Origin of the sequence: Streptomyces coeruleoprunus (assembly GCF_039542925.1) — a bacterium.
Taxonomy (GTDB): domain Bacteria; phylum Actinomycetota; class Actinomycetes; order Streptomycetales; family Streptomycetaceae; genus Streptomyces; species Streptomyces coeruleoprunus.
This window is the reverse complement of the sequence record NZ_BAABIT010000001.1, coordinates 2460331-2473448: the sequence shown is the minus strand read 5'-3', so window position 1 is coordinate 2473448 and position 13118 is coordinate 2460331. Positions and strand designations below refer to the sequence as shown.

Here is a 13118-nt window from a genome sequence, read left to right as displayed (position 1 = left end):
GCGGAGCCGGGTACCGTGGAGCGGTCCCCGGGCCATGGGACCGGCACGGAGACCGGTGAGGAGGAACAGCAGACGTGTTCAATGACATAGGCGCGCTGGAAGTGCTGGCGCTGGTGATCCTCGCCGTGCTCGTCTTCGGTCCCGACAAGCTGCCCAAGGTCATCCAGGACGTCAGCCGCTTCGTCCGCAGGATCCGGGACTTCTCCGAGAGCGCGAAGCAGGACATCCGCAGCGAACTCGGCCCGGAGTTCAAGGACTTCGAGTTCGAGGACCTCAACCCGAAGACGTTCATCCGCAAGCAGCTCGAGCAGAACGACGACTTCAAGGAGCTGAAGGAGCTGCGCAGCAGCTTCGACCTCAAGAAGGAGATCAACGAGGTCGCGGACGCCGTCAACGGCACCGAGCCCGAGGCGACCGTCGCCGCCGGGACCGCCGGCGGCTCCTCGACCACGCCGGACCTCCTGAAGAAGCGCGACACGCCGGAAACGGGGGAACGCCCCCCGTTCGACGCAGACGCCACCTGAGCCACCCGAGTCACCGCAGCCACCTCGGCACCGGCGTTCCGGAAGAGTGCCGCCCGGATGGCTATTCTCTCCATCTGTCCGAACGGATCGAGGAGGCGGCCGGGCAGATGGAGACGACGAGTCGGGTGGGGGCGCACACGGCGTCCAGCACCACATCCACGTCCGAGGGGGTGCCCGCGGCCGGGCGCATGGTGGACGGCTACCTGCGGGCGCCGTTCCCCTGGTACGGGCTGGACGAGGCATTCACCGGTTCCCGCTGGCTGATGCAGGTCGGCACGGCGGCGGACGGCACGGTCCAGCACGGTTCCACCGGCCACGGCGACGAGCCGACCATACGGCCGGAGGGGGCGGGCCCCGACCGCAGCCGCTTCGCCGTCGTCGTCACCGTCGCCGCCCACCCCGTACGCCGCAGCGGCGACGGCACGGGCGTCCTGGACGCCACGACCGTGTCCTCCGCCGCCTGGCTGGCCGGCTCCGGCCTCCTCGCGTACACCTGGCCCGCGCAGCTCGACCACGCGCGGCGCAACGAATGGCTCGACCAGCAGACCGAGACCGCCTTCGAACTCGCCGACGACCTGGAGGGGCCCGCCTGGACGACGCTCTCCCTGCCCGTCGACGGCGTGCCGATGCCGTTCCACTACCGCGAGTCCGAGTTCGGATGGGTGCTGGCCGGCTCGACGCAGGCCGGCGTCCACCTGGGCGCCTACGGGCGGGGGATGAGCGCCTACGGGCTCGGCTTCTCCGTGGTGGCCGACCTCAGCGCGTACACGTAGCCGCCGGCACGCCGATGACGACGGAAGGGCGCCGCTCCACGAGCGGCGCCCTTCCTCGTACGTCCGTGGACGTCAGAACTTGTTGCGCGGGGTGATCCCCAGCGACATGCCCGACAGGCCGCGCTGGCGGCCGCCCAGCTTGCCCGCGATGGCCCGCAGCGCCGCACCGGCCGGCGAGTCGGGGTCGGACAGCACGACGGGCTTGCCCTCGTCGCCGCCCTCCCGCAGCCGCACGTCGATCGGGATCGAGCCGAGCACCGGCACCGTCGCGCCGGTCGTCCGGGTCAGCCCGTCGGCGACCTTCTGGCCGCCGCCCGTGCCGAACACGTCGACCATCTCGTCGCAGTGCGGACACGGCAGGCCCGACATGTTCTCGACGACGCCGACGATCTTCTGGTGGGTCTGCACGGCGATCGAGCCGGCCCGCTCGGCCACCTCGGCCGCCGCCTGCTGCGGCGTCGTGACGACCAGGATCTCCGCGTTCGGCACCAGCTGTGCCACCGAGATCGCGATGTCGCCGGTGCCCGGCGGGAGGTCCATCAGCAGCACGTCCAGGTCGCCCCAGTACACGTCCGCGAGGAACTGCTGGAGCGCGCGGTGCAGCATCGGGCCGCGCCACACCACCGGCGCGTTGCCCGGCGTGAACATGCCGATCGAGATGACCTTCACGCCGTGCGCCGACGGCGGCATGATCATGTTCTCGACCTGGGTCGGACGCCCGTCCGCGCCCAGCATGCGCGGCACGCTGTGGCCGTAGATGTCGGCGTCCACGACACCGACCTTCAGCCCGTCGGCGGCCATCGCGGCGGCCAGGTTCACGGTCACGGACGACTTGCCGACACCGCCCTTGCCGGACGCCACCGCGTACACACGGGTCAGCGACCCGGGCTTCGCGAACGGCACCTCGCGCTCGGCGGTGGTGCCGCGCAGCGCGGCCGCCAGCTCCTTGCGCTGCTCGTCGCTCATCACGTCCAGCGACACGTCGACGCGGGTGACGCCCTCGACGCGGGAGACCGCCTCGCTCACGTTCTTCGTGATCGTCTCGCGCATCGGGCAGCCGGAGACCGTCAGGTAGACGGTGACGGCCACCGCCCCGTCCGCGCCGATCTCGACTGACTTGACCATGCCGAGTTCAGTGATCGGTCGATTGATCTCGGGGTCGTTCACCGTCGCCAGTGCTTCGCGCACCGCGTCTTCCGTCGTCATACGGACGATGGTACGGCGCCCCCCGCCTGCCCCGGAAAGCCCGTCAGCGGTCGCCTTCGTCACTCCGCGCCGACCCCGCCTGCGGGAATACGGCGCCGCGCTCCTCCAGCTCGCGGACCAGATCCTCCAGCTCGGAGCGGAGCCAGTCGCGGGTCGCGACCTCGCCCAGGCCCATGCGCAGCGCGGCGATCTCCCGCGTCAGGTACTCCGTGTCCGCGATCGACCGCTCGTTCTGCGCCCGGTCCTGCTCCAGGTTGACCCGGTCCCGGTCGGCCTGCCGGTTCTGCGCCAGCAGGATCAGCGGGGCGGCGTACGACGCCTGCAGCGACAGCATCAGGGTCAGGAAGATGAAGGGGTACTCGTCGAAGCGCAGCCCGTCCGGCGCGGAGACGTTCCAGGTCACCCACGCGATGATCGCGAACGTCATCCAGACGATGAACCGGCCCGTGCCGAGGAACCGGGCGATCCGCTCCGACAGCCGCCCGAACGCCTCCGGGTCGTACTCCGGCCACAGCTTCGGGCGCCGGACGCGGGGCTGGTCGAGCGCTTGGCCCAGCCGGACCCGGGGCCGCTCCGGGGTCCGCTCAGCCGCCATGGGCGCCTCCCGGCTCGAACTCGGTCTCGCGCCAGTCCTCCGGCAGCAGGTGGTCCAGCACGTCGTCGACGGTGACCGCGCCCAGCAGCGAACCGCCCTCGTCCACGACCGGCGCCGCGACCAGGTTGTACGCCGCGAGGTGGCTGGTCACGACCGACAGCGGGGTGTCCGGGGCCAGCGGCTCCAGGTCGCTGTCGACGATCGCGGAGACCAGCGTGAACGGCGGGTCCCGCAGCAGCCGCTGGAAGTGCACCGTGCCCAGGTACTTGCCCGTCGGCGTCTCGTCGGGCGGCCGGCACACGTACACCTGAGCGGCCAGCGCGGGGGAGAGGTCCCGCTGGCGCACCCGGGCCAGCGCGTCCGCCACCGTCGCGTCGGGGCGCAGCACGATCGGCTCGGTGGTCATCAGACCGCCCGCCGTCCGCTCCTCGTACGACAGCAGGCGCCGCACGTCCGCGGCGTCGTCCGGGCGCATCAGCCGCAGCAGCCGCTCCTTCTCCTCCTCGGGCAGCTCCGACAGCAGGTCCGCCGCGTCGTCCGGGTCCATCGCCTCCAGGACGTCCGCGGCCCGCTCCGCCTTCAGCTTGCCGAGGATCTCGATCCGGTCGTCCTCCGGCAGCTCCTCCAGCACGTCGGCCAGCCGGTCGTCGTGGAGGGCCGCCGCGACCTCGGCGCGCCGCTTCGGCGTCAGGTGGTGCAGGGCGTTGGCCAGGTCGGCCGGGCGCAGCTGCTCGAACGTGGCCAGCAGGTTCTCGGCGCCCTGCCCGTCCTCCTCCAGCGAGAAGCCCGTCACCGCCGACCACTCCACGGTCAGCGTCTCGCCCTTCCTGCGCAGCGCCCCGCCGCCGCCCCGCCGTACGAAGACGCGGTCGATCTCCCAGTCCCGGCGGGCCGGCAGCTGCCGGATGGCGACGTCCAGCACCGTCACCTCGTCCCCGCCGTCGACGAGCCGGACCCGCCGGTCCAGCAGCTCGCCCAGCACCAGCCGCTCCGTGGGCCGCTGCTCGAAGCGCCGTACGTTCAGCACCCCGGTGGTGATCACCTGGCCGGACTCGATCCCGGTGACCCGGGTCATCGGCAGGAAGATCCGCCGCCGCCCGATGACCTCCACCACCAGGCCCAGCAGCCGCGGCGGGCGGCGGCCCACGCGCAGCATGGCCACCAGGTCGCGGACCCGGCCGACCTGGTCGCCGTTCGGGTCGAAGACGGGCACGCCCGCCAGGTGCGAGACGAAGATGCGGGAGGCGCCTGCCGCCATCGCCGAGCGCCTCCTTCCCCTGGTGCCACCAATACGACGTATACGTGTATATGCCGATTCAGGCTAGCCCGTCCTGGTCCGGGTCGCCCAGGCAGGGCGTCCGTCCGGCTCTCGTCCGAGGCGCCCTCCGGGCCCGGGTACGCTGCGATCTGCCAAGCCCCCACGGTGAGATACGAGAGGCAGCGCCGGTGATCGCTCTCCCCCCGCGTCCGCGTGCCCGTCGCGCCGCCCTGCCCGTCGCGCTCTGCGTCGGCCTGGCGGCGCTGCTGACAGCCTGCGCGGAGGATCCGGACGAGGGGACCAACGGCGTCGGCAAACTGTCCGCCCAGGAGATCGAGACCAAGGCGAAGACGGCGGCCGGCGCCGCCACGTCCGTACGGCTCAGCGGGACGCTGGTCAGCAAGGGCGGCACGTACAAGCTGAACATGCGGCTCAAGACCACCGGCGCCACGGGCTCCGTCACCACCAAGAACTCCACGTTCGAGCTGCTGCGCGTCGGCGACGTCCTCTACATGAAGGCCGGCGCGGCCTTCTGGCGGCAGGCCGAGACCTCCGAGCCGACGGAGGCCGACATCCAGGCCGCCGACAAACTGGACGGCAAGTACGTCAAGGTCCCGCAGGACGACCCCTCGTACAAGCAGCTGCGCGGCTTCACCGAGATGAACGTGCTGCTGCGCGGGCTGGTCGTCCTCCACGGCGACGTCACCAAGGGCGCCCGCGACAGCATCGGCGGCATCCGCACGATCAAGGTCGCGGGCGGCGAGCACGGCGAGGGCGGCACCCTGGACGTGGCGCTGGAGGGCACGCCGTTCCCGCTGCAGTTCGCGCGGGGCGGCGGCGGGGGCGTGGTGGTCCTGTCCGACTGGAACAGGGACTTCCCGCTGACGGCCCCCACGAAGGAGGAGACCCTCGACTACGGCCGCCAGCTGCCCCGCGCCAGCGACTGACGGCTACCGCCGCTTCTTGCGGCCCAGCAGCAGCCGGGGCAGCGCCGCCGGGATCGGCCGCCGGGTCGTCGCGGTCGTCGGCAGCGGTACGGCGGACAGCGAACCGTCCGGCAGCTCGGTCGTCGCGGCGTGCGGCTCCAGGCGCAGCAGCCGGCACTCGCGGGCCCAGCGCTCGGTCATCGTCTCGGCGTCCGTCGCGTTCAGCCGCTTGCCCTTCAGCTCCTCGGCCGCGGCCTGCCACGCCTCCGAGCCGGGCGCCAGCTCGCGGACCGTCGCGGTCCAGGCGACGACGCGCCCGCCCTTGTCCTTGCTGCGCACCGTCACCTCGGCGACGGCGCCCTCCGTGAGGCCGGCGGGCAGCGGCTGCTCGCCGGGCCCGTCGCCGACGACGTGCGCGGCGCCCTCGTGCCACACGTGCCACAGCGCCCGCGCGGGCCCGTCGCCCCGCACCCAGATGAGGCCGGACTTCTTGGTGGCCTCCTCGGCAAGGGCCCGTGCAAGCAGCGACTCAGTCATGCCCGCAGCTTAACGATCCGGGCCCGTGCCGCTCCCGGGGCGGTACGGGTGCGCGGCGCCTCGGGCGGGGTGGCGCCGCGCCGCGCGCGGCGGAACAGCCGCTACAGCCAGCCGTTGCGCTTCAGCGTGCGGTGGATGGCGAGGCAGATGCCGACGATGGCGGTGAGCACCATCGGGTAGCCGTACTTCCACTGGAGTTCCGGCATGTGCTCGAAGTTCATGCCGTACACCCCGCACACCGCCGTCGGCACGGCGATGATCGCCGCCCAGGAGGTGATCTTGCGCATGTCCTCGTTCTGCGCCACCGTCGCCTGCGCCAGGTTCGCCTGGAGGATCGAGTTCAGCAGCTCGTCGAAGCCGATGACCTGCTCCTGCACCCGCGCCAGGTGGTCGGCGACATCGCGGAAGTACTTCTGGATGTCGGGGTCGACCAGCCGCATCGGCCGCTCGCTCAGCAGCTGCAGCGGCCGCATCAGCGGCGACACCGCCCGCTTGAACTCCAGCACCTCGCGCTTGAGCTGGTAGATGCGCCCCGTGTCGGTGCCCCGGGTCGACCCCTTCGCCGGCGGCGAGAAGACATCGATCTCGATCTGGTCGATGTCGATCTCCACCGCGTCGGCCACCGCGATGTACCCGTCCACCACATGGTCCGCGATCGCGTGCAGCACCGCCGACGGCCCCTTGACGAGCAGCTCCGGGTCGGACTCCAGCCGGTGGCGCAGGTTGCGCAGCGAGCCCTGCCCGCCGTGCCGGACGGTGATGACGAAGTCCCGCCCCGTGAAGCACATCACCTCACCGGTCTCCACGACCTCGCTGGTCGCGGTCAGTTCGGTGTGCTCGACGTAGTGGATCGTCTTGAAAACGGTGAAGAGCGTGTCGTCGTAGCGCTCCAGCTTCGGCCGCTGGTGCGCGTGCACCGCGTCCTCCACGGCCAGCGGGTGCAGCCCGAACTCGGCGGCGATACCGGAGAATTCGGCCTCGGTCGGCTCGTGCAGCCCGATCCACGCGAAGCCGCCGCCCTCCCGTACCCGCCGCATCGCCTCACGCGGCGTCAGGCACCCGTCCTCCTTGAGCCGCCGCCCGTCCCGGTAGACGGCGCAGTCCACGACCGCGCTGGAGGCCGACGGGTCACGCGTCGCGTCGTACGCGTTGTAGGGGACGTACGGGGCGGTGCGCTTGCGCAGGGACGGACGCACCACTGCACGCAGGTCACGGATCATCGACATGGCAGGCTCCTTCACGCCGGAAGCCGTCGGCGAGGCGTGGCACAGCCCGGAATGGGGACGTGGCGTTGCGTACGTCCGCAAAGCGGGCGGCACCGCGGGTCGCGATGACGGTGTTCGCTACAGACAGGCACAAACAGACGGGCACAAACAGATGTGGACGGTGCTCTTCCGTCGTACGCGGTGCCATGCGCGGTGCCGTGAGCCGTCCGGCGACGGCGGCGGGGTGAGGAAGACCTCGGCCCCCGGAGCCGGTACCGGATCCGGGAAAGGACCCGGACGTGCGGGAAGTGCGGGGCGAGCGAGCGGTGCGGGTGGTGCTAGCCGCGCGGCACGGAAGAGCGGTTGGTACTGCACGGTCGACTTCGATCCACCGCAGCCCCACCTCCTCCGGCCGGTCCCCCGTGGGGGATGACGTGTCGTCGGGACCGGAGAGCGCGCTTCACGCGCTGTCCCGACCGGCGGCCAAGACTATCAGCCGACCGAGGGTCAATCCCTTACTTTGCCCGCTCCATACGAGCTTTATGCTCGCTCCATGGCAGAAGTTCTCGCGCTCGTCGAGGCGCGGTTGCGTACGTCACTCGGTGCGCCGGACGCGCGGGCCGCCGTGACGTTCCTCGGCACCGACCGCATCGAGGTGCTGCGCTTCACCGACGGCACGGGCGACGGCCCCGTCGTGCGGTACGCGACGCTCGGGATGTCCGCGCAGCCGATGACCGACCCCACGGCCGTCGTCGCCGACCCGCTGCGGGGCCCGCGCGCGGAGCTGGTCCTGTCCGTACGGGCGGGCGTCGCCGACACCGACAAGGTGCTGCGCCCGCTGGCGGTTCTCGCCGCGTCCCCGCAGGTGGAGGGTGTCGTCGTGGCCCCGGGCGCCTCGCTCGACGTGGGCGAGCCGCTCTGGCCGGGCGCCCCGTTCACCTCCGTACTCGTCGGCGAGCCCGGCGGTCTGGTGGAGGACCTGGAGCTGGACGAGCCGCTGGACCCGGTGCGCTTCCTGCCGCTGCTGCCGATGACCCCGAACGAGGCGGCCTGGAAGCGGGTGCACGGCGCGCAGGCGCTCCAGGAGCGCTGGCTCGCGCGCGGTACGGACCTCCGCGATCCTCTGCGCCCGTCCGTGCCCCTGGACTGACCCGCCGAACCGGTCGCGAGAACGGCACACCGGACGGGTGATCGTCCTTGACGCGGCGACGGAGGGGGAGGACCGTTGAACGCTATGAGGGGCGAACCCAGTTGCCCGAAGTGCGGAGGCCGGGTCAGGGCGCCCGGTCTCTTCGCCGACTACTGGCAGTGCGACGTGCACGGCTCCGTGTATCCGCTGCAGCCCGTGGTGCCGCCGAGCGTCGAGGCGATCGGTGTCGTCGTGCACCGGGCCAAGGTCCCCGTCTGGATGCCCTGGCCGCTCCCCGTCGGCTGGCTCTTCACCGGCGTCGCGTACGCGGGCGACGACCGCAGCGGCGGCCGCGCCACCGCCGTCGCCTGCTCCGGCCCCGGCCCCCTCGGCGGCATGGGCGAGCTGCTGCTGGTCGCCGAGGAGCTGGGCGTGGGCCTCGGCGCGCGGTACGCCGGCCTCGACGGCCCCGACCCCGGGCCGCACCTGTGCGTGGACAAGGCCCCGCAGGCCAAGGTCCTCGCGGGCGGACGGCCCACCCCCCTGTGGCACGTCAGCGGCGCCCCCGACGACCGGGCCGTCTTCGCGGGGGAGGCGCGGGGCCTTTGGCTGTGGGCGATCGTCTGGCCCGAGCAGTCGAGCCTGCTGCTGTACGACGAGCTGGTCCTCACCGACGTTCGGGAGGCGGGCGCGGAGGTGGAGCTGCTGCCCTGCGGCGCCCTGTCGCCCCGCCTGCTCGCCTGACGAGCCCTCGGCGACACCTGACGAGACCCCTTCCGGAGCGCGTGTCAAGGGGTGGGGCGCGGCGCCGTTATCCTTGAGTGTCCCCTGTCCGCCCGAGCCCCGGAGTACCGCGTGCGCATCGACCTGCACACCCACTCCACGGCTTCGGACGGTACGGACACCCCCGCCGAGCTGGTGCTGGGCGCCGCGGCCGCCGGTCTCGACGTGGTCGCGCTGACCGACCACGACACCACCCGCGGCCACGCCGAGGCGCTCGCCGCGCTCCCCGAGGGGCTGACCCTCGTCACGGGCGCCGAGCTGTCCTGCCGTATCGATGGCGTCGGCGTGCACATGCTGGCGTACCTCTTCGACGCGGACGAGCCGGAGCTGGCCCGCGAGCGCGAGCTGGTCCGCGACGACCGGATCCCGCGCGCCCACGCCATGGTCGGCAAGCTCCAGGAGCTGGGCGTGCCGGTCACCTGGGAGCGGGTCGCGGCCATCGCGGGCGACGGCTCCGTGGGCCGCCCGCACATCGCCGAGGCGCTCGTGGAACTGGGCGTCGTGCCCACCGTCTCCGACGCCTTCACGCCCGACTGGCTCGCCGACGGCGGCCGGGCGTACGCGGAGAAGCACGAGCTGGACCCGTTCACGGCGATCCGTCTGGTGAAGGCGGCCGGAGGCGTCACCGTCTTCGCGCACCCCGGCGCGGTCAAGCGCGGCCGCACGGTGCCCGAGTCCGTGATCGCGGAACTCGCCGCGTACGGACTGGACGGCATAGAGGTCGACCACATGGACCACGACGAGCCGACCCGCGCGCGGCTGCGCGGCCTCGCGGCCGACCTCGGACTGCTGACCACCGGCTCCAGCGACTACCACGGCTCCCGCAAGACCTGCCGGCTCGGCGACTTCACCACCGACCCGGAGATCTACGGCGAGATCACCCGCCGTGCCACCGGGGCGTTCCCGGTGCCCGGCACGGGTGGACGTCCCTAGCCGGCACCATCCGGGCGACCCGCCCGCACCCCTTGTCCCCGTACGGCGGCCCCCTCGCCGTACGAGCCCCGTACGGCCCGGCCGTACGACCTCCGTACCACCACTGCGCAAGGCCTCACCGTGTTCGACGCCGCCGTTTTCGGCTCTCTCTTCCTGACCCTTTTTGTCATCATGGATCCCCCCGGGATCACCCCGATCTTCCTCGCCCTCACCTCGGGCCGCGCCACCAAGGTGCAGCGGCGCATGGCGTGGCAGGCGGTCGCCGTCGCCTTCGGCGTGATCACCGTCTTCGGCATCCTCGGCCAGCAGATCCTGGCGTACCTGCACGTCTCCGTGCCGTCGCTGATGATCGCGGGCGGGCTGCTCCTGCTGCTGATCGCGCTCGACCTGCTGACCGGCAAGACCGACGAGCCCAAGCAGACGAAGGACGTGAACGTCGCCCTCGTACCGCTGGGCATGCCGCTGCTGGCCGGCCCCGGTGCGATCGTGTCGGTGATCCTCGCCGTGCAGCACGCGGACGGGATCGGCGGTCAGGTCTCGGTGTGGGCCGCGATCGTGGCGATGCACGTCGTGCTGTGGCTGACGATGCGGTACTCGCTGCTGATCATCCGCGTGATCAAGGACGGCGGCGTGGTCCTGGTGACCCGGCTCGCGGGCATGATGCTGTCCGCCATCGCCGTGCAGCAGATCATCAACGGCGTGACGCAGACGATCCAGGCGGCCTGAATCCGCCGCCGCTCAGCACAGCGCCCCCGTACGGCCGTTCCGTACGGGGGCGCTGTGACGTCAGGGGCGGTGTGCCGTTTACGAAGCCGTGTTCTCGGCCGGGCGGATGTAGATGCGCTGGCCGATCGACGCGGCCTGCTGCACGATCCGGTTGACGGAGGCGGCGTCCACGACGGTGCTGTCCACGGCGGTGCCGTCGACGTCGTCGAGGCGCATGATTTCGAAGCGCACGGCTTCTCCCTTCGTCGAGCTGATCCTCCTGCTGGAGAACTGGTGTCTGTCCTTGTGCAACAGAGTGCACTCGTTAAACATTCCCTACGCTAAGGAAATTTTTCGAGTGACTAAATATCGGCTGGTGGCGCGCCGCCGGCCGCCCATGGACGGACAATGAGAACCGGATGAACGACGCAGACATCGCCCACCACCTGCAGCGCACCAACGAGCTCCTGCACCGGATGCTCGTCGAGGTCGCCAAGACGCCCTCGACGCATGCCATCTTCGTCGACGCCGGTTACGTCTATGCTTCGGCCGGATTGCTGGTGGCGGGCACCGAGGACCGGCGCGCCTTCGACCTCGACGCCGGAGGCATGATCGAGGCGTTCATCGACAAGGCCCGCACGATCTTCGCGGACAGCCGGCTGCTGCGCGTCTACTGGTACGACGGCGCCCGGCGCCGTATCCACACCCCCGAACAGCAGGCCATCGCCAACCTCCCCGACGTCAAGGTCCGCCTCGGCAACCTCAACGCCAACAACCAGCAGAAGGGCGTCGACTCCCTCATCCGCACCGACCTGGAGTCGCTCGCCCGCCACCGCGCCATCAGCGACGCCGCGCTCATCGGCGGCGACGAGGACCTGGTCTCCGCGGTCGAGGCGGCGCAGGGCTACGGCGCGCGCGTCCACCTGTGGGGCATCGAGTCCGCCGAGGGCCGCAACCAGGCCGAGCCGCTGCTGTGGGAGGCCGACAGCCAGCGCGTCTTCGACCTCGACTTCTGCCGCCCGTACGTCACCCGGCGGCCCGTGACGATGTACGAGAACGAGGGCGAACCCCCGCCCTCACGCGAAGAGGTGCGCTTCATCGGCGCCCGGATCGCCGAGACCTGGCTCGCCGAACGCGGCCAGGACACCCTGGCCGAGCTGCTGCCCGGCCACCCCTACCTGCCGGGCCCCGTCGACCAGGACCTCCTGGTCGAGGCCGAACGGCTGCTGAGCCGGTCCCTGCGCGGCCACGCCATGCTCCGGCGCGCCCTGCGGGACGGCTTCTGGCAGCACCTCCAGTCGCGTTACTGACCTGCCGGGTGCGCGTCCCAGAACGCGGCGACGGCGGCCGCGGTCTCGGCGGGGCGGTCGGTGTTCGGTGAGTGCTCGGCCCCGTCGATCGTCGTACGCCGGGCCTCCAGCCGCTTCGCCATGTCGTCCAGCAGCGGCACCGGCCAGGTGTCGTCGCGGGCACCGGACACGACGTGCACCGGCAGCCCCAGCGCGGCCAGCTCGGCCACCCGGTCCGGCTCCGTGCTCAACTGGCGCCCCGTGGCCACCAGCTGGGCCGGGTTGTGCAGCAGCCACCGCCGCCGGAGGTCCTGCCGGTCGCCGCGCAGCGAGTCGTCGGCCTCCTCCGGCGGGTCCATCGCCCGCATGGCCTCCCACACCTGTGCCATGGTCATCACCCCGAGCGCGTCGCGCAGCAGCTTGAGCTTCCTGCGCTGCTCCGGGGTGACCTCGGCGGGGCCCGAGGACATCAGGGTCAGCGTGGCGAACGGCGTGGCGTCGGTCAGCACGGCCGCGCGCGCGATCTGCCCACCGAGCGAGTGACCCAGCAGATGCACGGGCCCGCCACCCACCGCAGCGGCCTGAGCAAGCACGTCCCGCGCCAACTCGCTTTGCGCGTACGCCTGTTCCTCGTCCGCCCCCGCCGACTCGTACTGCCCGCGCCCGTCCACGGCGACGACCCGGTACCCGGCGTCGGCAAGGGGCTCCAGCATGAGGACGAAGTCCTCCTTGCTCCCGGTGTACCCGGGCACGAGCAACGCGGTGCCCTTCACCGGGCCGCCAGGCGCGGCATCCAGCACGGCGAACTCCCCGCGCCCGGTCCGCAGGACGCGGGCACGGGCGCAGGGGGGCGGAACAAAGGTAGGCGGCCGACTCATGCGACGAGGCTAGCGCGCCGCCCCCCACCCCCTGCGCTGACGCCCGGCCCACCGGGGTGAGCCGCCCCCGAGCGGACGTCCCACCCACCGGCGATGAACGGCCCACGTGCGGGCGGCCCCCCGCCGGGGGTGAGCGGCCCACCGGGCGGGCGGTCCCACCTACCCCAACCCCCCGCCGGGGATGAGCGGCCCACTGGGCGGTCCCCCTTACCCCACCCCCCGCCGGGGGTGAGCCGCCCACCGGTCGGGCGGTCCCGCCCACCCCACCCCCACCGGCGGTCAGTCGCCCACGCGCGGGACGGGGGTGGACCGGGGGTCGCGCGCGCAGGATTGGCGGTGCTGGGACGTTTCACGCTTCGGGGCCCGAGCGAGCCAAT

General features: G+C 72.2%; 15 protein-coding genes. 8 read left to right on the top strand and 7 right to left on the bottom strand.

Translation table 11 applies throughout. From position 1 onward, the window contains the following. Positions 1 to 74: 74 nt before the first annotated feature. Positions 75 to 524 (top strand): sec-independent translocase, encoded by a 450-nt coding sequence (locus ABEB09_RS10495; protein ID WP_345689406.1) that lies wholly within the window; start codon positions 75 to 77, stop codon positions 522 to 524. 107 nt (positions 525 to 631) lie between these two features. Beyond that, entirely contained in the window at positions 632 to 1297 is a 666-nt protein-coding gene (locus ABEB09_RS10490) for a hypothetical protein (protein WP_345689404.1), read from the top strand. A 72-nt stretch (positions 1298 to 1369) separates the two neighbouring features. On the opposite strand, the gene ABEB09_RS10485 is transcribed toward ABEB09_RS10490, so the two are convergent. Genes ABEB09_RS10485 through ABEB09_RS10475 form a run of 3 tightly spaced genes read right to left on the bottom strand, consistent with a single transcriptional unit; the run spans position 1370 to position 4356 of the window. Then, a complete protein-coding gene (locus tag ABEB09_RS10485) occupies positions 1370 to 2503 on the bottom strand; it encodes an Mrp/NBP35 family ATP-binding protein (RefSeq protein WP_345689402.1) in 1134 nt (377 codons plus the stop codon). A 43-nt stretch (positions 2504 to 2546) separates the two neighbouring features. Beyond that, complete coding sequence (locus tag ABEB09_RS10480) at positions 2547 to 3098, bottom strand: DUF1003 domain-containing protein (protein ID WP_345689400.1); 552 nt, start codon at positions 3096 to 3098, stop codon at positions 2547 to 2549. Then, positions 3088 to 4356 (bottom strand): magnesium transporter MgtE N-terminal domain-containing protein, encoded by a 1269-nt coding sequence (locus ABEB09_RS10475; protein WP_345689398.1) that lies wholly within the window; start codon positions 4354 to 4356, stop codon positions 3088 to 3090. Before ABEB09_RS10475 ends, ABEB09_RS10480 begins: the two co-directional genes overlap by 11 nt. Before the next feature lie 188 nt (positions 4357 to 4544). Between ABEB09_RS10475 and ABEB09_RS10470 the strand changes: the two genes are divergently transcribed. Then, complete coding sequence (locus ABEB09_RS10470; protein ID WP_345689396.1) at positions 4545 to 5303, top strand: hypothetical protein; 759 nt, start codon at positions 4545 to 4547, stop codon at positions 5301 to 5303. Positions 5304 to 5306: 3 nt separating this feature from the next. On the opposite strand, the gene ABEB09_RS10465 is transcribed toward ABEB09_RS10470, so the two are convergent. After that, entirely contained in the window at positions 5307 to 5819 is a 513-nt protein-coding gene (locus ABEB09_RS10465; RefSeq protein WP_345689394.1) for a hypothetical protein, read from the bottom strand. A gap of 101 nt (positions 5820 to 5920) precedes the next feature. After that, positions 5921 to 7045 carry a magnesium and cobalt transport protein CorA gene (locus ABEB09_RS10460; protein ID WP_345689392.1) on the bottom strand — a complete coding sequence of 375 codons (1125 nt, stop codon included), beginning with the start codon at positions 7043 to 7045 and terminating at the stop codon, positions 5921 to 5923. 532 nt (positions 7046 to 7577) lie between these two features. On the opposite strand from ABEB09_RS10460, the gene ABEB09_RS10455 reads away from it, so the two are divergent. From ABEB09_RS10455 to ABEB09_RS10440, 4 genes are all read left to right on the top strand, one after another. After that, on the top strand, positions 7578 to 8174 hold the full coding sequence (locus ABEB09_RS10455) for a suppressor of fused domain protein (protein ID WP_345689390.1): 597 nt from the start codon (positions 7578 to 7580) through the stop codon (positions 8172 to 8174). 84 nt (positions 8175 to 8258) lie between these two features. After that, positions 8259 to 8897, top strand: a complete 639-nt coding sequence (locus ABEB09_RS10450) for a DUF6758 family protein (RefSeq protein WP_345689388.1) — start codon at positions 8259 to 8261, stop codon at positions 8895 to 8897. Between the two features lie 111 nt (positions 8898 to 9008). Next, positions 9009 to 9869 carry a PHP domain-containing protein gene (locus ABEB09_RS10445; RefSeq protein ID WP_345689386.1) on the top strand — a complete coding sequence of 287 codons (861 nt, stop codon included), beginning with the start codon at positions 9009 to 9011 and terminating at the stop codon, positions 9867 to 9869. Between the two features lie 120 nt (positions 9870 to 9989). After that, positions 9990 to 10595 (top strand): MarC family protein, encoded by a 606-nt coding sequence (locus tag ABEB09_RS10440; protein ID WP_345689384.1) that lies wholly within the window; start codon positions 9990 to 9992, stop codon positions 10593 to 10595. 78 nt (positions 10596 to 10673) lie between these two features. On the opposite strand, the gene ABEB09_RS10435 is transcribed toward ABEB09_RS10440, so the two are convergent. Further along, a complete protein-coding gene (locus ABEB09_RS10435) occupies positions 10674 to 10826 on the bottom strand; it encodes a hypothetical protein (RefSeq protein WP_345689382.1) in 153 nt (50 codons plus the stop codon). 167 nt (positions 10827 to 10993) lie between these two features. Between ABEB09_RS10435 and ABEB09_RS10430 the strand changes: the two genes are divergently transcribed. Further along, positions 10994 to 11884, top strand: a complete 891-nt coding sequence (locus ABEB09_RS10430; protein ID WP_345689380.1) for an NYN domain-containing protein — start codon at positions 10994 to 10996, stop codon at positions 11882 to 11884. On the opposite strand, the gene ABEB09_RS10425 is transcribed toward ABEB09_RS10430, so the two are convergent. Next, positions 11878 to 12741 carry an alpha/beta fold hydrolase gene (locus tag ABEB09_RS10425; protein WP_345689378.1) on the bottom strand — a complete coding sequence of 288 codons (864 nt, stop codon included), beginning with the start codon at positions 12739 to 12741 and terminating at the stop codon, positions 11878 to 11880. The two genes, ABEB09_RS10430 and ABEB09_RS10425, sit on opposite strands and share 7 nt — an antisense overlap. Positions 12742 to 13118 lie beyond the last annotated feature (377 nt).